This window comes from Rhizobium sp. NZLR10 (genome assembly GCF_019685125.1).
In the GTDB taxonomy this organism is placed as follows: Bacteria; Pseudomonadota; Alphaproteobacteria; order Rhizobiales; family Rhizobiaceae; genus Rhizobium.
This window is the reverse complement of record NZ_JABDWE010000009.1, coordinates 98,356-117,122: the sequence shown is the minus strand read 5'-3', so window position 1 is coordinate 117,122 and position 18,767 is coordinate 98,356. Positions and strand designations below refer to the sequence as shown.

The 18,767-nt window shown below is 57.6% G+C and carries 16 protein-coding genes and 3 pseudogenes; 9 read left to right on the top strand and 10 right to left on the bottom strand.

From position 1 onward, the window contains the following. Nucleotides 1–4: 4 nt before the first annotated feature. From HJB82_RS15470 to HJB82_RS15460, 3 genes are all read left to right on the top strand, one after another. Nucleotides 5–1,189: an XRE family transcriptional regulator gene (locus HJB82_RS15470; RefSeq protein ID WP_221140640.1), complete on the top strand. Its 1,185-nt coding sequence runs from the start codon at nucleotides 5–7 to the stop codon at nucleotides 1,187–1,189. After that, nucleotides 1,164–1,787 carry a hypothetical protein gene (locus tag HJB82_RS15465; RefSeq protein WP_221140526.1) on the top strand — a complete coding sequence of 208 codons (624 nt, stop codon included), beginning with the start codon at nucleotides 1,164–1,166 and terminating at the stop codon, nucleotides 1,785–1,787. Before HJB82_RS15470 ends, HJB82_RS15465 begins: the two co-directional genes overlap by 26 nt. 75 nt (nucleotides 1,788–1,862) lie before the next feature. Next, complete coding sequence (locus HJB82_RS15460) at nucleotides 1,863–3,011, top strand: DUF3800 domain-containing protein (RefSeq protein WP_221140524.1); 1,149 nt, start codon at nucleotides 1,863–1,865, stop codon at nucleotides 3,009–3,011. A gap of 15 nt (nucleotides 3,012–3,026) precedes the next feature. Here HJB82_RS15460 and dinB read toward each other — a convergent pair whose 3' ends face one another. Next, nucleotides 3,027–4,121, bottom strand: coding sequence for a DNA polymerase IV (gene dinB, locus HJB82_RS15455; protein WP_221140521.1), 1,095 nt, complete (start codon nucleotides 4,119–4,121; stop codon nucleotides 3,027–3,029). Between the two features lie 290 nt (nucleotides 4,122–4,411). Between dinB and HJB82_RS15450 the strand changes: the two genes are divergently transcribed. Together HJB82_RS15450 and HJB82_RS15445 are read left to right on the top strand one after the other, a co-directional pair. Next, nucleotides 4,412–5,080, top strand: a complete 669-nt coding sequence (locus tag HJB82_RS15450; protein WP_259673954.1) for a hypothetical protein — start codon at nucleotides 4,412–4,414, stop codon at nucleotides 5,078–5,080. Nucleotides 5,081–5,138: 58 nt separating this feature from the next. Then, entirely contained in the window at nucleotides 5,139–6,593 is a 1,455-nt protein-coding gene (locus HJB82_RS15445; RefSeq protein ID WP_221140516.1) for a hypothetical protein, read from the top strand. A gap of 42 nt (nucleotides 6,594–6,635) precedes the next feature. On the opposite strand, the gene HJB82_RS15440 is transcribed toward HJB82_RS15445, so the two are convergent. Together HJB82_RS15440 and ligD are read right to left on the bottom strand one after the other, a co-directional pair. Next, the gene (locus HJB82_RS15440; protein WP_221140514.1) at nucleotides 6,636–7,409 is read right to left on the bottom strand and encodes an SOS response-associated peptidase family protein; all 774 of its coding nucleotides are present in this window, start codon (nucleotides 7,407–7,409) and stop codon (nucleotides 6,636–6,638) included. Nucleotides 7,410–7,472: 63 nt separating this feature from the next. Continuing rightward, on the bottom strand, nucleotides 7,473–8,537 hold the full coding sequence (gene ligD / locus HJB82_RS15435) for a non-homologous end-joining DNA ligase (protein ID WP_221140512.1): 1,065 nt from the start codon (nucleotides 8,535–8,537) through the stop codon (nucleotides 7,473–7,475). 282 nt (nucleotides 8,538–8,819) lie between these two features. Here ligD and HJB82_RS15430 point away from each other — a divergent pair, with 282 nt between their 5' ends. Genes HJB82_RS15430 through HJB82_RS15420 form a run of 3 tightly spaced genes read left to right on the top strand, consistent with a single transcriptional unit; the run spans nucleotide 8,820 to nucleotide 14,258 of the window. Then, entirely contained in the window at nucleotides 8,820–9,572 is a 753-nt protein-coding gene (locus tag HJB82_RS15430) for an ImuA family protein (RefSeq protein ID WP_221140502.1), read from the top strand. Next, nucleotides 9,493–11,004 carry a DNA polymerase Y family protein gene (locus tag HJB82_RS15425; protein WP_165503836.1) on the top strand — a complete coding sequence of 504 codons (1,512 nt, stop codon included), beginning with the start codon at nucleotides 9,493–9,495 and terminating at the stop codon, nucleotides 11,002–11,004. Before HJB82_RS15430 ends, HJB82_RS15425 begins: the two co-directional genes overlap by 80 nt. Further along, complete coding sequence (locus tag HJB82_RS15420; RefSeq protein ID WP_221140500.1) at nucleotides 11,001–14,258, top strand: error-prone DNA polymerase; 3,258 nt, start codon at nucleotides 11,001–11,003, stop codon at nucleotides 14,256–14,258. Before HJB82_RS15425 ends, HJB82_RS15420 begins: the two co-directional genes overlap by 4 nt. Nucleotides 14,259–14,359: 101 nt before the next feature. On the opposite strand, the pseudogene HJB82_RS15415 reads toward HJB82_RS15420, so the two are convergent. The 7 genes and pseudogenes from HJB82_RS15415 to HJB82_RS15385 all read right to left on the bottom strand — a co-directional run. Then, a pseudogene (locus HJB82_RS15415) lies at nucleotides 14,360–14,627 on the bottom strand (GMC oxidoreductase); the annotation flags it as partial. A 35-nt stretch (nucleotides 14,628–14,662) separates the two neighbouring features. Continuing rightward, nucleotides 14,663–14,786, bottom strand: a pseudogene (locus HJB82_RS15410) (zinc-binding alcohol dehydrogenase family protein); the annotation flags it as partial. 208 nt (nucleotides 14,787–14,994) lie between these two features. After that, nucleotides 14,995–15,144 (bottom strand): hypothetical protein, encoded by a 150-nt coding sequence (locus HJB82_RS15405; RefSeq protein ID WP_017957033.1) that lies wholly within the window; start codon nucleotides 15,142–15,144, stop codon nucleotides 14,995–14,997. Between the two features lie 52 nt (nucleotides 15,145–15,196). After that, entirely contained in the window at nucleotides 15,197–15,541 is a 345-nt protein-coding gene (locus tag HJB82_RS15400) for a hypothetical protein (RefSeq protein ID WP_017957032.1), read from the bottom strand. Nucleotides 15,542–15,666: 125 nt separating this feature from the next. After that, entirely contained in the window at nucleotides 15,667–16,068 is a 402-nt protein-coding gene (locus HJB82_RS15395) for a RidA family protein (RefSeq protein WP_128406154.1), read from the bottom strand. Between the two features lie 127 nt (nucleotides 16,069–16,195). Continuing rightward, nucleotides 16,196–16,935, bottom strand: a pseudogene (locus tag HJB82_RS15390) (SDR family NAD(P)-dependent oxidoreductase). 264 nt (nucleotides 16,936–17,199) lie between these two features. Next, nucleotides 17,200–18,057, bottom strand: coding sequence for an alpha/beta fold hydrolase (locus HJB82_RS15385; RefSeq protein ID WP_221140499.1), 858 nt, complete (start codon nucleotides 18,055–18,057; stop codon nucleotides 17,200–17,202). Between the two features lie 132 nt (nucleotides 18,058–18,189). Here HJB82_RS15385 and HJB82_RS15380 point away from each other — a divergent pair, with 132 nt between their 5' ends. Further along, nucleotides 18,190–18,756 carry a TetR/AcrR family transcriptional regulator gene (locus tag HJB82_RS15380; protein ID WP_017957028.1) on the top strand — a complete coding sequence of 189 codons (567 nt, stop codon included), beginning with the start codon at nucleotides 18,190–18,192 and terminating at the stop codon, nucleotides 18,754–18,756. Nucleotides 18,757–18,767: the final 11 nt, after the last annotated feature.

Below are 18,767 nucleotides of genomic sequence, written 5' to 3'. Positions count from 1 at the left end.
CGATATGAGTGAAGGTCATGACCAGCTCAATCCCGAGCAACTCGGCGAGCGGCTTCGCATTGCCCGGGAGTCGGCAGCGAAGACGCAAGCGGACGCGGCTGCTCTGATCGGCGTCGCGCGTACCACTCTCGTTGCCATGGAAAAAGGCTCGCGCCGGGTCAAGATCGGCGAGCTCCAGCAGCTAGCCCGCTATTACGGCACCAGTGCCAATGCGATACTGCGCAAAGAAGCTGTGCATATCGAGCTCACCCCCAAATTCCGCAAGCTCGCTGACCACGAAGAACCATTCGTGGCGAAAGCCGCAGAGCTTATGTCAGATCTTGTTCGAGCCGATGTCGAACTGGAAAGGCTTCTCGGCATTTCCCATGTCCGTAACCTTCCCCCGGAGCGCGCCATTCTCGCGGGCGACGTTCGCCAACAGGCTGAACAGCATGCCTTAGAACTCCGTCATTGGTTAGGACTAGGGCTCGCTCCCGTTTCCGATATTGGCGCGGTTCTGGAGATGCAGATGGGCGTGCGTCTCTACGTGCGCCGTCTGCCGGCGAAAATCTCAGGGCTCTTTGCATTTGAAGGATCCGTGGGCGCCTGCATTCTTTTGAATTCAAGCCACCCTCTCGATCGGCGCACTCAAACTGCAGCCCATGAGCTTGGCCACCTCGTTGCAACGCGGGCTCAGCCGGAAGTCAATGAAATCGATGAGCTTGAAAGCTCGCGAGAAGAGAAATATGCGAATGCGTTTGCGAGGGGGTTCCTCACGCCAGCCCAAACAGTCCGCCAGAAGTTTGAGGAGGTCACGGCTGGCGCATCGAGCTTGACGCGCCGCCATGTCATCGTTCTCGCTCATTTCTTCCATGTTTCTCGGGAGGCGATGGTGCGGCGCCTGGAGGAGCTGCAGTTGACCAAACGCGGCACTTGGGACTGGTTTGAGGCGAACGGCCACATCACCGATGACCATGTAAGGCAGGTTCTCGGCGACGCAGCTCAGAATGATCGTATGAAGGACGAAGCCGCATTGCCGGTCCCGCTTAAGACTGGACTGATGGCCTACCAAGCAGCAAATCGCGGCCTGTTGAGCGAAGGCCAGATCGCCCGGATGCTTCATATAGATCGTGTCAAAGTGCGTGACATCCTCAGCGATATCGACACCGAAGAAAGCGGGGCCAATGCGGCAACCTCTATTCTCCGGTAGCGTCTCAGCTCATCTCGTGGTCGATACGAGTGTAATCATCAATCTCAATGCGACGGGACGAGCGACTGACATCGTGCGCGCATTCGGAGTGAAGCTTCAGGCATCCGCCGTCGTCCGCGATGAGCTCGTTGCCGACCGTTTTAGTGCACGAAATGATGCAGAAATGGCCGCAGCGCTCGTAAGAGAAGAATTGCTCGAGTTCGTCGAACTCGATGATGAGGGTGAGCGCATCTTTGCAAGTCTGATTAGTGGCAGCGCCGCTCAAACTCTGGACGACGGCGAAGCTGCAACACTCGCGGTTGGCGCGGTATTGGGACAAACGGTTGTAATAGACGAACGCAAGGCTCAGAGGATTGCGGCCGAACGGTTTGATGGCATGCAGATCATTGCCACTGCGGATATCCTCTGTTCCGAGCGCATGGTGGCAAACCTGGGTGCGGAACAAGTTGGAGATTTGATCTTCAACAGCTTGACGGGGGCGAGGATGTTTGTTCCAGAAAGGCATCACGGCTGGGTGACCGATCTACTCGGGCCGCGTGCCATCGAATGCTATAGCCTCCCTGCGGCACTACGCCAGGCGGCCAGACAAACGGGCTGAGAAAGCAGGCATCTTAGCCAGCGGTGGAATCACGAAGTGAATATCTGTCGCGCTGGCGAACGGGTTAAGACGCAAATGATTGTCGATGTGAATGAACGTCGGAAGGCGCCGATCGCTCTTTATGGGCTACATAACGCCGACCAGGCCTATACGATCTACTACGACGAGACCAACAACCATCGCCGGGTCCATGTTCGCGAAAGCGGGCTCAATATTCCCGAACCAACATGCTTCGTCATCGGCGGCATAGCCTACAGCGGGCCTCAGCGGATATTCGATCTAAAACACTTGCGAAAAATTCTGCAGGTCCAGGACACTTCCGTGGAGATCAAACTCAAGAATGTCGCAACCGGCGACTTTCTCAAGATGCTCACGAGCCGGAAGTTGGAGACTTTCCTTCGCTGGCTCCTGGAGCAAGGCCTGTTTATCCATTTTTCGGTAGTCGATCCTCTCTACTGGAGCGTCGTCGACATCGTCGATTCGATATTGTCGAACGATGAGGCTGCTCATCTTATCCCATACGAGCGGCACCTGAAGAACGATCTTTTCACGATCCTCCGGCATGACATCAAGGGATTGATCGATCTCTTCCAGCGCTATGAATATCCAAACGTCGGTCAGGAGCGGAGGCGGGAATTCATCGAAGAGCTTCTGGACCTCGCAGAAGCGCGGTCCGATTTGCTCGATCATTTCAATTACATGATGTTGAAGGGTGTGTTGCAAATAGGGCGAAAGATCGAGTCGCTCCCCTTCGTTGAAGATGAGGCTCCGAATGTGCTGATAGACAGTTTCGGTGTCTTTTTCATTGAGCGCCTCTATATCCTCAAGAACGCTTCCCATATTCTGGATGTCGAAGAAATTATCATCGACTATCTTAAAGACGTGCGCTTTGTCGATGGAAACAGGGAGTTAAATCACTTCAGGTTCGCAGACTCGCAGCATGAGCCCGGTATTCAAATCTCAGATGTCGTGGCCGGATTCCTCGGGAAATACTTCTCTTTCATTTGCGCAACAGACGACGACGAACTCATTGAGATCCGCAAGTCGCTCGGACAGCAACAGGCAACCAACCTTTCGCTTCTGTATGAACTGCTTGAGCGTTCCAACGAAGAGAACATGGTCTTCGCTCATGCTGTCATGAGCAATCGCGATAGGATGATGGCAGAGACGTTTCGAGAGCCATTGATCGGGCGTAGAGGCGTATTCACTCGGCCCGATGCATGATGCAGCCGACCGGCATTACAGATTGAAATTCAGTTGTGGTTGCTCACTGCCACATCCATCGGGTCCCTCACTTGTCAATGATGATATTGTGACTCCCAGCAGGCGAACCGATGTTTTGAAAGGATATACGGTTGACAGCAGATCCGTCGCGACACGTAGGACGTCGCGACTTCCCCTAACGGGCAGGACGCTGGTCTTGCTACGCGTTGCCTGGGTGAAGTCAGAAAATTTGATCTTTAGCGTGACCGTCTTTCCGGAGATGCCTTTCGCTTTGCAATAGCCCCAAACTTTCTCCGCTAGCGGCTTTAGCTCGCCTGTGGCAGCATCGAATTCTTCGATATCTTGCACAAACGTTTCTTCAGCGCCGACGGATTTTCGCACCCGGTCTGACTGAACTTGGCGGTTATCGATCCCGCGGGCGATTCCATAAAAATGGCCACCCGATTTCCCAAAATGTTGCGTCAAAAACTGCAGCGACTTCGTCTTCAAATCCGCCCCGGTTTCGATCCCAAGTCGATGCATCTTCTCGGCTGTGGCCGGCCCAACGCCATGAAACTTCTTGACCGCAAGACCTTCGATAAAGTTGGGACCGTTTTTGGGAGTGATGACAGCCTGACCGTTCGGCTTGTTCAGATCGGACGCCATTTTTGCGAGAAATTTATTGTAGGAGATTCCAGCTGACGCGTTCAAGCCGGTGACTGCTTTGATCTTGGCCCGGATCTCTGATGCAATTTCCATCGCTATCGGCATTTCCTTCAGATTGTCCGTCACGTCAAGGTAGGCTTCATCGAGCGACAAGGGCTCGACCAAAGGCGTGTACTCGGTGAAAATTTCGCGGATTTGCCGTGAGACCTCTTTGTAGGCTTCAAAACGAGGCTTCACGAAAATCAGGTCAGGACATTTGCGTGCAGCAGTTACCGATGGCATTGCTGAGTGTACGCCGAACGCGCGTGCCTCGTAGCTCGCCGTCGTCAACACGCCTCGAGCACCAGAACCGCCCACTGCTATCGGTTTTCCACGGAGCTCCGGATTGTCGCGCTGCTCGACCGAAGCATAAAAGGCATCCATATCGATGTGGATGATTTTTCTAATCGGTGCGGCGATTTCCATCTCGGTTTCCATTGTCTGTGATGGAGGTGCAGAACATAAAGAGAACATACTTAAAATGTGAAAAATCACAACCCCTGCAGCATTGTTGAGTCGGGGACGCCTGAATCGCTTGCAATCCGGAAGAGTTTAGTTATCCTTTTGATGACGGAGCCGAGCGCCAGGGCTGCAAGCGACCCAAAAGGCGGCACATCTTGGATATGATCCTGAACGGCAACCATTCAGCCGGCGCAGGGTGTTCATGAAGCGCTTGCGACCACCCCCTCACGACGCCGGTGTGAAATGGATTTGTCATGTCTATCCAAAAGGAGTGCGCAGATCTTCTGCGCGAATACTACCGCAGTCTGACCGGTAGCAAACTCCGCTCCGGTCACGCCCATGAGCTTGTTGCAGCTTATTTCGGGTATGGGACAGCTGCCGCGTTACAGGCAGATGCCGTGTTTCCGATTTCGTCATTGGAAGATGCAGAAGTCTTGATCCCGGATATTGCGGGTATGGATCGTCGGCGTCTGGAGTTAAATGATGTCCCCGCCAATCTTCCGGATGGAAGAGCCCTCGCGGGGATTATATCGACCCACCTTGAAGCGGCCGGCCATTTCAAGGGAGGACAGATATGGGACGCCACATATCTGAGTGATGACATCAACGGCTATATCCAGAAGGACCCGATGGTCATTGAAAGCGATCTTATGGGCGAGATCGCTACGACCAATGCCTACTTCGACGAGCTCTACATCGACGAGACCGACGTAGAATTCCATGACGACAGCATGATTGCGACACTAACGGGATCATTGAACGGCGAACAGGATCAAGACAGAGCCTTCCACGGCGACAAGATCAGGTTCACAAGCATCATGACCATGCGCCGTGCCGCGGGCCGTATCGGATACTTCGATCCTGAGTTCGAGACAGGAGGTGGTGTCGACGACTCGATGTATTACGATCCCGAATTGTCCTGACGTGAATGGGGCCGCCGCGAGGCGGCCTCATCTACTTTATTAATTTGAGGAATAGCGAATGGCGATGAATATGAATGGTCACCAAATCGGACGCCTGAGAGCCGCGCTGGCTAATTTGAAGACCGTCAGGATTGAGGGACAGCCGCCGTATGGGGTTGATAGCCTGTCCGAGGTCATAGATCGGCATGATCTCGTTGAGGCGTCGATAGACTTCGTGAAATTAACTGCGACAGGTTTCACATCTGACGGCGTCAAAGCGATAGCTGCGCTTGCGAGATCTTTCAGGGATCCGGACAGCCAGCTCAGCCATCAGGCAAGCAATCCTACGCTGAGCAAATTCATCGCCAGCGAAATTATGCGCCGCTGGCACTCCAGTGATGTGACGATGATCGAAACGTCCGAGTTACAGGAACTGGCGCCGAGTGTTGAGGCGTGGTTCGCCCGTTTTAACCAAGTGAAGCAGCATGTTGTGCCTTGCATTCTGTTCTTACAGCAGGTGCCGCCTATTAAGATCGGCCCTGTGCTCTTCTTCCATGCTTACGATTTTCCCACCGAGGAATTCGGTATCACTCCACAGGAATTCTGGCCGTCCCTTGGGGAGGGCGAAACGGTTGCCAACGCTGCGGTGCGGCCGGGGGGGTTCTATTTTGAACGGCTGCTTGAAATCGCTTTTCGTCGAGATGCAAACTGGCTTGCAATCGTTGACGTGCCCGGCCGCGCCGATCCTGAATCGCAAAGATCGGCGGATGCGGCGGCTGATATTGCTCTCGGCGCGATCCAGTTGATTTGTCCTGGCAAAGACATGCGCAAGATTGCTCGAACGACCGGGCGGTCTGCATCCACCTACCGGGCGGATGTCTATCGGAGCCCGAATGGAGTGAGTACACCTGTTGCAAACCACACGCCTGCACTTTCCCGATCGCCCGAGATGATCGATCTGCATCTCCAGAATTCGAAACCTATGCTGGAGAGTATGGGCAGGCGGCTGGAGGGCTTTCTAGGTGCCACAAGTAATTCTTACAATCTCGACGCGGCCTGGTGCAACGCGGTCTACTGGTATCATGAAGCGCTTGCGGAAGATCTCGAAACTGTTGCCGCAGTTAAACTCGAGACCGCCATCGAAGTGCTGTTCGGTGCGGGAAACAATAAGGAGAGCACAAGCAGGATGCTCCAAGGTATCGAAGGAATACTTGGCCTGAGGAAAGACCATCAGATCGAACCCGGAAATCCGGTAACGGTAAAACAGGTCGTGGCAGCTATCTCGACAGCACGGTCACGGGTTTTGCACGGAACGTGGCCAACGTTGCACAATGATCTACCAGGATCAGGAGGCACATTTTCGCTTAGTCTCAGTGACATCGAACTGATCGCCCGGAACCTGCTTTTGTTTTATCCGATCTATCTTGAAAGCTATCAGGCGAAAGGGCAGATCGATGACACCGCGAAGGCGTTCCTCGATTGGATCGTGTCTCAAAGGCGTTCAGCAATCTCTGCTGCGACGTCAAAGCTTTGATCGGTAAGGGCGCCAAGCCACAAAGGCGCTAATCAGTGGCGACTATAGCAGGCGTGGTTGCTCAACTGGATCGCCGGATTTCGAGACGATCGTTGAGCCATACGGTTCGCGTGATGAAATGATCAGCGCGTCGTTGGGTAACGGCTTGGCCAGCTCCTTGGCCTCTTCCCAAGGCGCCCGCATCCAGGTGTCCATCTCTTCCTTGGTGAGCAACAGGACCGGCATGGCCTTCTCATGGATCGGCTTCACCAGGTCGTTAGGATCTGTGGTCAAGAACCCGTAGAGATCATCGGTGGTCAGGCCGTCCCTGACCTTTCGAACACTCTGCCATTGCGGCACGTGGAGACCGGCAAAGAACATCAGCGACTTCTGCTCATCGCGGGCGAACCAGGCATTCGGCACGTTGCCGGCATCTTGCAGGCTGGCCGGATCCGGTTCCGCGAAACTGGTGACAGGAACGAGACACCTGTTTCCGACGCCAAACCACCGCTTCCAGTGCGGAAAACTGAGCTTGCGCACATTGGTCGTGCCGCGGTCGGCTTCCATGCGGATCAGTTCTTCGAGATCGAAAGCCTTGCCCTTGGCCGCAAGTTTCTCGGCCTTGGCTTTGGCCGTCTTCTCGAGCGCGAAGCGCGGCGAGGGCAGTCCCCAGCGCGCATGGACCAGTTGCTTCTTTCCGTCGGCGGTGTTGCGGACGATCGGCCCCAGCTGATCGGGGTTCATCTGGTAGGCCGGCATCAGGTTGATCAGGCTTTCGGCGTCCTGGGCCCACTTCGCGACCCAGTCCTTGTCTTCCATGCGATAAAGATTGCACATTGCAGGCCATCTACTCCGCTTGAGCTCGAATGGTGGACAATCTAGCGGATGGCGCTGATTTCGCTAGTCGAGCCGGAAAACGTCGGCATTGTCCTGCCGTTCTCGCAAGCCCTTGTAGGACGGATGACGGAGTTTCCCGTCCGACGTCCAGGCGCGAAACTCGATCTCGGCGATCAGGGTCGGTTCGACCCAGACAATATCGGCACCTCCGGAAGAGGGAAGGGGCGGTTGCTTTCGCTTCCAGCGCAGCGTGTCCAGCATCTTCCGCAGCCTGATGATCTCGGCTTCCTTGAAGCCCGTGCCGACGCTTCCGACGTGGACGAGATCGGCGTCGCGGTAGGCGGCAAGCACCAACGATCCGAAGCCGGCAGGGAACGCTGCCGACCTCTCGTAGCCCACAATGAAGAAAGCCTCGCTCTGGACGCATTTTATCTTCACCCAATCCCCGGTCCGGCCGGAACGATAGGGCTGATCGAGATGCTTGCCGACGATGCCTTCCAAGCCGAGGCGGCAGACGTGCTCAAGCAGGACAGCTGGTTTTCCATCGAGTGTTTCCGATAGCCTGACGGCGCTGACTTGATCGTTCTTGAGGCCGTTTAACGTGTCCTCGAGAAGGTGTCGTCGAGACCGGTATTCGACGCCTCGCAGATCGTGGCCATCAAGATAGATAAGATCGAAAGCGTAAAGAACGGCGTCGGAGGGCCGGTTGCCAGCTTGTTTGCCCGATGCGCCCAGCGATTGCTGCAGCAGCCCAAAGTCCGGCCGCCCCTCTTCGTCGAGGACGACGGCTTCGCCATCGATGATCATCGTCGCCGGCCCGAGCGCTCGGGCGGCCTGCTCTATCGCCGGAAACCGGTGCGTCCAGTCATGGCCGCCACGGGTGAGGATCCTGATCCCTTGCGGCTCGATATGAACGGCAAGGCGATAGCCATCCCATTTAAGCTCCCAGCTCCACTCGTTTCCCTTTGGGGGACGGGACTTCAATTGCGCCAGCGCAGGCTCGACGCGCTCGGGCATGGGATCGAAGAGCAGCTGCGGTTGGGCTGGATTTCGCTTGCCTCGCGGCCGGGAACGGATCGGGGCCTCGGTGTCGCGAAGGAGGGGTTTTGATCTCGGAGGCTTCGTCATGCCGGGGGTTCAGCAGAAAAATCTTAAAGACACTGTGACGAATCCGACTTGTCCCCGCAATTCACACAAAGGGATTAGCGCTCCCAAACGCTCGGAAAAAATCTGCAGGCTTCTATCGGGCTGATTCCCATGGGTATTCTGCTGATTTCTAATGTTCAGGATAATATTCCCATCCCTCCGGTTGCTTGACTCCTTTATAGGATCGGAACAGAAGGGGAACATCCGCATTTTGTTCGACATGATTGTCGGCCGGCAACACGATCTTGAAGGGAGCCGTGAACGATGACTGCTGCCCGTGAACGGGTGATTTCCGATCTGCGCGAGCGCATCGCCTCGCTGGAGGGCGTGTCAGCCAGGAAGGCTGGCTGTCTCTCCTTCGGCGTGCCGGAAATCGATGCGGTCCTGCCGGGAGGTGGCCTGGCCCATGGGGGCCTGCACGAATTTGCCGGCGGCGGATCGGGCACGGTGGATGGCGCGGCGGCAGCGCTCTGTGCGGCGGGCATAGCGGCCCGCACCAAAGGCCCGATCGTCTGGTGCCTGACGCGCCCCGATCTGTTCTTTCCGGCGCTCGCCCAGGTCGGCCTCCACCCGGACCGGGTTATCTTCGTTGAATCCGACAAGGAGGAAGACGTTCTGGCAAACATGGAGGAAGGGCTTTCCTTTGGTGGGCTCGGCGCCGTCGTCGGCGAACTCGTTCGCCTGCCGATGGTCGGATCGCGCCGGCTGCAGCTGGCGGCCGAGCGAACGGGCACGATGGCGCTTGCCGTCCGACGCTGGCGACGGCAGACGGAGGCCAATGACTTCGGGCAGCCGACGGCGTCGACCACAAGGTGGCGGGTGAGCGTCATGCCGTCGGAGGAATTGCCGGTGCCGGGTGTGGGGAGAGCCCAATGGTTGCTGGAATTGATGCGCGTGAAAGCGGGTGAATGTGCTGAGTTTCTCGTGAGGGCGTGCGATGACAAGGGTTGTCTCGATCTATCTTCCGGATCTGCCGACGGATCGCATTCGTCGCGCCGATCCGTCTATTCCGCCTGAACAGGCGATTGCCGTGATCGCCAGGAGCGGCTCGAAACGCTGGGTGTCGGCCGCCGACGCGGCCGCCAGGAAAGCCGGCGTTCATCTCGGCATGCCGGCGGCCAAAGCACAGGCACTGTTCCGCGGCCTGATGCTGGTCGATGCGGATCCTGCAAAGGATGCCGCAGCACTTGAGCGCATTACCCTCTGGGCGCTGACGCTCTATTCGCCGATCGTCGCGGTCGATGGGATTGATGGGATCGTCATGGACACAGAGGGTGCCGATCACCTGCAGGGCGGCGAGCTCGCCATGGTGACGAAGATCGCCAATCAGTTCCTGGCAAAAAAACTCACTCCCCGTGTCGCCATCGCCGACACCTGGGGTGCGGCGCATGCCTGTGCTCGTGCCATCAGCCGCGAAACGGTCATCGTGCCTTCAGGTGAGACCGTCCGCGCCGTCGAAAAGCTGCCGATATCGTTGCTGCGCCTTCCCGGGAAAGTCGTCAGCGATCTGCGCACGCTTGGTTTCCAGACCATCGGCGAATTGGCCAACACGCCGCGCGCGCCACTGACGCTTCGTTTCGGTCCGGAGATTGGCCGGCGGCTCGACCAGATGTTCGGCCGCATCAGCGAACCGATCGATCCGATCCGCACCGCCGAGCTCGTCGAGGTGAGCCGCGCCTTCGCCGAGCCGATCGGTGCTGCCGAAACCATCGACAAATATGTCGGCCGGCTGGTGGTGCAACTGATCGAGGAGCTGCAAAGGCGCGGCCTCGGTGTTCGGCGCGCCGACCTGATCGTCGAAAAGGTTGACGGTGCGCGCCAGGCAATCCGCGCCGGCACAGTGAAGCCGGTGCGCGATGTCGCCTGGCTGACGAAGCTGTTTCGCGACCGGACGGAAAAGATCGAGCCCGGCTTCGGGATCGAAAAGCTCACCCTGGTTGCGGTGATGGCAGAGCCCCTGGAGGAGCGCCAGAAATCCTCCTCGCTGGTCGAGGAGGAAGTGAAGGACGTGACGCCGCTGATCGATATTTACGGCAACCGCGGCCAGCGCGTGTATCGGGTGGCGCCCGTTGCCTCCGACGTGCCCGAGCGCTCCGTCCAACGGATCAGTCCTGCTGCCGATCCGGTCGAGGTCACCTGGGTCAGCCATTGGCGCCGGCCTGTCCGGCTGCTGGCGCGTCCCGAGCTGATCGAGGCCATCGCCTTGCTGCCGGACCGTCCGCCGGTCTCGATCACCTGGCGCGGCAAGCGCCGGAAGGTCGAGCGGGCCGATGGTCCGGAACGGATTTTTGGCGAGTGGTGGCAGCGCGACGCGGAGATGGAGGCGGTGCGGGATTATTTCGTCATCGAAGACGAGGCCGGCGAGCGCCTCTGGGTGTTTCGCTCCGGTGATGGCATCGATCCGGAAACCGGAAGCCATCGCTGGTACTGCCATGGGATCTTCGCATGAGTTATGCCGAGCTGCAGGTCACGACCCATTTTTCCTTCCTGCGCGGTGCAAGCTCGGCGCAGGAACTGTTCGAGACCGCCAAGGCTCTTGGCATCGAAGCCCTCGGCGTTGTCGACCGCAATTCGCTTGCCGGAATTGTCCGGGCGCTTGAAGCATCGCGTGCCACCGCCTTACGCCTCGTTGTCGGTTGCCGGCTTGATCTGGCCGACGGCATGTCGCTGCTGGTCTACCCGACCGACCGCGCTGCCTATTCCCGGCTCACCCGTCTCATCACGCTTGGCAAGTCGCGCGGCGGCAAGAACAACTGCATCCTGCACTGGGACGATGTCATCGCGTACAACGACGGCATGATCGGCATTCTTGTGCCGGATCTGCCGGATGACGTCTGCGCGATCCAGCTGCGCAAGATGGCCGAGCTGTTTGGTGATCGGGCCTATGTATCGCTTTGTCTGCGGCGCCGGCAGAACGACCAGCTGCGGCTGCATGAGATTTCCAATCTCGCTGCGCGGTTCAGGGTGCGGACGGTCGTCACCAATGATGTCCTCTTCCATGAACCAGGCCGCCGGCAGTTGCAAGACATTGTCACCTGCATCCGCACCCGCATGACGATCGACGAAGTCGGCTTCGAGCGCGAGCGCCACGCTGATCGCTATCTGAAGCCGCCGGAAGAAATGGAGCGGTTGTTTCCGCGGTACCGGCAAGCCCTGGCAAGAACCATGGAGATCGTCCGTCGGTGCACTTTCTCGCTTGAGGAGCTCACCTATCAATATCCGGAGGAGGCGATCGTACCGGGCAAGGATGCCCAGGCTTCGCTGGAGCATTATGTCTGGCAATGCGTGCCCGATCGCTATCCCGAGGGACTGCCGCCCGATGTGTTGAAGGTCGTGCGCCACGAGCTCGATCTGATCCGCACCATGAAATACGCGCCGTATTTTCTGACCGTCTTCTCGATCGTGCGCTATGCCCGGTCTGAAGGCATTCTTTGCCAGGGGAGGGGTTCCGCCGCCAACAGTGCCGTCTGCTACATTCTCGGCATCACCAGCATCGACCCCTCGACCAACGATCTTCTGTTCGAGCGTTTTGTATCCCAGGAGCGTGACGAGCCGCCGGATATCGATGTGGATTTCGAACACGAGCGGCGCGAAGAGGTGATCCAGTGGATCTATCGCACCTACACCAGAGAAAAGGCAGCGCTCTGCGCCACCGTGACCCGCTACCGGGCGCGCGGCGCGATCCGCGATGTCGGCAAGGCGCTCGGCCTGCCGGAAGACGTGATCAAGGCCTTGTCGTCGGGCATGTGGGCCTGGTCGGAGGAGGTCTGCGACCGCAATGTCCGCGAGCTCAATCTCAATCCGGACGACCGGCGTCTTGTTCTCACCCTGAAACTGGCGCAGCAATTGATGGGCGCGCCACGGCACCTCGGCCAGCATCCGGGCGGGTTCGTCCTCACCCATGACCGGCTCGACGATCTCGTGCCGATCGAACCGGCCGCGATGAAGGACCGTCAGATCATCGAATGGGACAAGGACGACGTCGAAGCCCTGAAATTCATGAAGGTGGACATCCTGGCCCTTGGGATGCTGACCTGTATGGCCAAAGCCTTCGACCTGATCCGCGAGCACAAGGATCGGGATCTCGACCTGTCTGACATCGAGCAGGAGGATCCTGCGACCTATGCGATGATCCGCAAGGCCGATACGCTCGGAACCTTTCAGATCGAAAGCCGCGCGCAGATGGCGATGCTGCCGCGGCTAAAACCCCGGACCTTCTACGACCTCGTGGTGCAAGTCGCCATTGTCCGGCCCGGTCCGATCCAGGGCGACATGGTGCATCCCTATCTACGCCGGCGCGAAGGCAAGGAGGCGGTCGAGTATCCGACGCCTGAACTGGAAGCGGTGCTCGGCAAGACGCTCGGCGTGCCGCTGTTTCAGGAGTCGGCGATGAGGGTGGCGATGGTCTGCGCCGGCTTTACCGGCGGCGAGGCCGACCAGCTTCGCAAGTCGATGGCGACCTTCAAGTTCACCGGCGGCGTTTCGCGCTTCAAGGACAAGCTCGTGTCCGGCATGGTGAGGAACGGCTACACGCCGGAATTCGCCGAAAAGACCTTTTCCCAGCTCGAAGGCTTTGGCTCCTATGGTTTTCCGGAGAGCCATGCGGCATCGTTCGCGCTGATCGCCTATGCGTCGAGCTACATCAAATGCCATTATCCGGAAGCCTTCTGCGCGGCGCTCATCAATTCGCAGCCGATGGGTTTTTACGCGCCGGCGCAGATTGTCGGCGACGCGAGAGCCCACGGCGTCGAGGTGCGGCCGGTCTGCATCAATCGGTCCCGGTGGGACTGCACGCTGGAGCGGATCGGCGATTCTGGCCGCCATGGTGTCCGGCTCGGTTTCCGGCAGGTGAAAGGACTGGCGGTCGCTGACGCCGCGCGCATCGTCGCGGCACGAATGGACCATGCCTTTGCCTCGGTTGACGACATGTGGCGTCGATCCGGCGTGCCATCGGAAGCGCTCGTCCAGCTTGCCATGGCCGATGCCTTTCTGCCGTCGCTGAAGCTTGAGCGCCGCGACGCGCTTTGGGCGATCAAGGCGCTGCGCGACGAGCCATTGCCGTTGTTTGCCGCCGCGGCCGAACGGGAGATGGCTGCGATTGCCGAGCAGCAGGAGCCTGAAGTCGCGCTTCGGCAGATGACGGACGGGCATAACGTGATTGAGGACTACAGCCATACCGGGCTAACATTGCGGCAGCATCCGATCGCCTTCCTGCGCAAGGATTTATCAGTGCGCAATATCATCACCTGCGCCGAGGCGATGAATTCGAGAGACGGGCGGTGGGTCTATACCGCTGGCCTTGTGCTGGTCCGGCAAATGCCGGGATCGGCCAAGGGGGTCATGTTCATCACCATCGAGGACGAGACCGGGCCGGCCAATCTCGTTGTCTGGCCGACGCTGTTCGAAAAACGCCGGCGGGTTGTTCTCGGATCCTCGATGATGGCCGTCAATGGCCGGATCCAGCGGGAAGGGGAGGTGGTCCATCTTGTCGCCCAGCAGCTGTTCGATCTGTCAGGCGATCTGACCGGCCTCGCCGATCGCGATGAAGAGTTCAAGCTTCCGGCAGGCCGTGGTGATGAGTTCGCCAGGGGCGGTGGGCCGGATCCGCGGGACAAGCCGAAGCCTGTTGTAGCCCCGCGCGACATGTTCGTGCCTGACCTTCATATCGATACGCTGAAGGTGAAGAGCAGGAATTTTCACTAAGAAATCCAGCTGGATTTCTGTCCCAAATAAGGCCGTCGGCGGTTCGATTCCACTCAAGACCTGGTGTAATCGGGCAGTTGCTCATCTGCGTTAGAGCCTTTTTAAGAGGAATACTCTTCTCCATCAACGAGATGACGGCAGGCGCAAAGGGTCAGGGCCATGACGGTGAGGGTGGTGCCGGCAACTCCACTGCCGGGGAAGGCGCTGGCGTCGGTGACGATGAGGTTAGGCGCGTCCCAAACTTGGTTGTAGCGATTGAGCACTGATGGATATCTCCGGAGTCTCTCCCATCCGCGCGCCGCCCGTCTCGTGGATGGCAGCGCCCATGCACATGGTCTTGCGGAACCATGTCCGAAACATGAAGCGGGTGGAGCCTGGGTCAGCTCTCAGTGCAATTCACCAAAGAGGTCGCCTCCCTCAATGGAAATAGCCTCGACGGCAATGAGCACGTCGCCCGGCCCGCAGGCAGGATCCGGCATATTCAAGAACGGCCGGAACACCAGGGTTGCCATAGACTGCAGCCTTCATCTGTTCTTCCTTTTCCGTAACTGCACGGGCTAACTGTCATTCACCGATGAACCCAATTTGCAGCGCTCAGCCCAATCTGCTGAATTCCACTGATAAGGGATTGCCCAGCGATTGCGGGGCCAGATCGCGGTCGTCCCGCCCCTGCCGAGCGCCATTTGCATTGCTAAAAGGCAAGACGCCTGTAAACGCTTCAGTCCTTCGATAGTTGCTATAGCGGCTGAGCTTCCCGCTTGAAGAAATAATGAAAGACGAAATGCGCTGGTGAAACGACCGCAACTAATTCCCACCCGGCGTCACCAAGTTCGTTCATCTGCTGGTTATCGAGTGTCTTGTCGACCGTCAGGTATTCCCATTTCATGATGGACCTCGTTTATTGCTGTGACCGATTGCCTGGGACAGGAAAGTGCCTTTCAGGGCACCGCGGTCTGTGCTGTGTGGCTCTTCCAATAGGTGTCAATGATGTTGCGACAGTTCCGAATGACATGTTCGCCAACCTCCGGGTTTCCTCCCCGCAGCGTATCCGGATTGCCTCCGCAAAGGCGCACGAATGTTGCCTGCTGAACCGCGAACATGAAGTAGCCTTCACTGGTCGGTTCAAATTCCAAACCAGCGTCTTGCACGTTCCTCGTGACTTCGGCTGTCGCATCGGAGATGGCGCGCGACACCTTCTCAAGCATCGTCTGTTCGGCCGCTTGCTGGATGGCTAGGAAGGAGCGCTCCTGCGGTGTGGGAATGGGGCAACTGTCGGTGTTCATTACATTCTCCTTGGGAGGCTGAGATTCTGATCGCATTAAGGCGGTCACAGGCTTTGGCCATGGGTCGGTCGTTGCTAAACGCGACTAGCCTTTGCATCGTAATGCAGCCGTGGTAGGCGCCAGAGTCATTCCAGGATGGCAGTGACACGGATCTCAATTCGCATGGCGGGGAGCCCAAGGGCTTCCACACCGGTCTGCGTCCAGATCGGAGCTCGATCGGGCATGTACTCACGGAAAAGACCGGCAATCGTTTCGTTCACGATCGGTGGAAAGCCTCCGACGTGATAAGAGTTGACATGGACGACATCCTTCCAGTCCGCGCCAGCCGTGGCCAAGGTTCGCCGGACATTCTCAAATGCTCTCTCGATCTCGGTCACGATTGACTCCGGAATTTCGAGTTCATCGTTCCATCCGCCCTGGCCGGAGATCTCGATGCGATCACCAATCTTGAGCGCTTGTGAAAAGTGCAAAAGCTCATGGAATTTCTGCCCGTATCCGGCCGTGACGAAAAGTTCAGGCTTTGCCATTGAGGTCTCCTATTGTGAGGAAGGTATAAGCATGGAGATGGCGCCCACCGAAATGGTGTGTTGCCGGTTAGTCCGGGCGATCGAAAAGGTGGGCACCATCGCTCCATCAGAATCTTGCACGAGCAAGTCAGGCGATTGCACCGCCGTCTGCGGTGAGAATAGCGCCCGTGATGACACTCGCGGCCGGGCTTGCGAGAAATACCACAGCGTTGGCAATCTCCCGCGGTTCGCCGTAGCGTCCCAAGGAGGTCAAGCTTTTCTGCAAGTCTGCAGCCGGGCCGTCCGCCGGGTTGCTTTCAGTATCGGTTGCTCCGGGTTGCACGAGATTGACGGTGATACCACTTGGACCAAGTTCACGCGAAAGACCGCGTGTGAAGGATGTGAGTGCTGCCTTGGACATTGCATAGGGTGTATGCCGGGAAACGGTACCCGCTCGCCCAGAGCCGAGCCGATTGTGACGATGCGGCCGCCTTTGCCGAGATGCGGGATGACGGCTTTCGCGAACAGGACCGGAGCTCGTACATTGACATCCATCAAGGTCTGATACGCTGAGACATCCAGGTCGACGATCATGCCGTTGTGGCCAATCGCGGCGCTGTTCACAAGGATGTCCAGCCCCCCCAAAGCGGAGACGGCCTCGCTTACTGAGCTAGCAATTGCCTCGGGGTCGGCGCTGTCCGCTTGGATTGCAGCCACGCGACGCCCCATCTTTTCGATCGCTTCGGTTACCTTCGAGGCTTTTTCGGCGGAGCGTTGGTAGGTGAACGCGACATCCGCGCCGTTTTCTGCCAACGCCAATGCGATCGCAGCACCAATGCCTCGCGATCCGCCAGTTACCAGTGCGCGTTTGCCTTCAAGATTGATCATGTATCTGTTCCTTTCCACCAGGATAAGTTGATGTGTTTCAAGTTATTTGCGAAGGACACCGTCGGATCCAACCGAACAAGCGAACACTATTTCGCGGGGATTGCTGGCATCCTGTAGGTGCCAGACGTGCAAAACTCCGTTGCTTGAACAGGAACACTTGGAATAGGTCGTAAAACCCGTACCTGTCCTCCCCGTGAAGCTTCGCGATTGTCCGCTTTTCAGTGGCCACTTGAGCCAAGCCCGACGACGACAGTCGTATCGAGCTTAGACATGTCTGATCAGGAAGCTCCGGATGAACTGAGCGATCTCATCCGCATGTGTTTCCAAGGCAAAATGGCCGGTATCGAGCAGATGGACCTCCGCGGTGGGCAGGTCACGCTTATAGGCCTCAGCACCCGCGGGTACGAATGCTGGGTCATGTCTGCCCCAGACCGCCAGGAACGGTGGCTGGTGATCCCGAAAATACGCCTGAAACTCCGGATACCGGTCAATGTTTGTTCTGTAGTCGAGGATTAGATCCAGTTGAATGTCTTCAGCACCCGGCCGCGACATGAACGCGATATCAAGTTGATAACCATCGGGTGAAAGACGCTCCTTTGATGTCCCGGTGCGGTATTGCCAGTTCTCGATCACCCCAGGAGACAGAGATGCCCGACATGCCTCTCTGTTTTGAGCGGAGGGGTCACGCCAATATGCCTCCCACGCAGTCCATGCATCACTGAACCCTTCGATGTAGGCGTTGCCATTCTGGCTGATGATGGCGGAGATTCGGTCCGGATTGGCCGTCGCCATCCTGAACCCGATCGGTGCACCGTAGTCGAAAACGTAAAGTGCATAGCGGCTGAGGCCGAGTGCCTCTGTGAAGCCCGTCATGACAGCGGCGAGTTTATCGAATGTGTAAGGGAATTCTCCACGTTCAGGTGAACTCGTTCGACCGAACCCGGGAAGGTCTGGTGCGATGACGCGGTATTGATCTGCCAACAGCGGGATCAGATCACGGAACATATGGCTGGATGACGGAAAACCGTGGAGCAGAAGAAGGACTGGTGCTTCCTTTGAACCGGCCTCTCTGTAGAAAACCTCGACGTCTTGTACCTTTTGCGTTTTGTAGCTTACGGCCATTTTAGAATTCCTTCTCAAAGGATTCGACAAACCAACAGTCGCGAATGAAGGTAAAATACGACCGAACGGTCGGTTGTCAACCCCTTAGATTTCCTGTATCAAATGCGGAGAACCCTGGCTCGGAGAAGACGTATGAAAGTCATGAGAGAAACGATCGTATCGACTGCGAGGGAGTTGTTTCGATCAAAAGGTTATGCAGGCGCGTCGATGAATGACCTCGCGGATGCCGTGGGCCTGAAGAAATCATCGCTGTACGTCCGCTTCCCCAATAAGGAAGCTCTCGTTCCGGCGGTACTTGATCTCACTTTGCAAGAGACATTCGGTCAAAGAGACTCAGCCTCCGGGCAATGGGATGATGAATTCGTCGAGGTCATCGAATTTATCGCGACCACTCTCACTGATCGCGGCAGATGCGTAGGTCTGCATCTAGCCTACGGCACAAGTGACGAGACCCCGATTGCGAAGCATGCCGTTCGAGCATTTTTTCAAGCGCATCGCGATCATCTGTCGAGCATCCTGTCCCGCGCCATGCCTGTCGATGTAGCTCGCGACATTGCGACTGACACGTTAGCCCGTTTGGAAGGTGCCACGGCTTTTGTTGCGATATTCGGCGAGAAGGATGCCATGAAACGAGCGGTTCGCCTTTCCATCGAAGAAGCTAAAAATGCAGCCGCTGCGAAGTCACTGTCTAGCCGATAACGCCTAAGCCG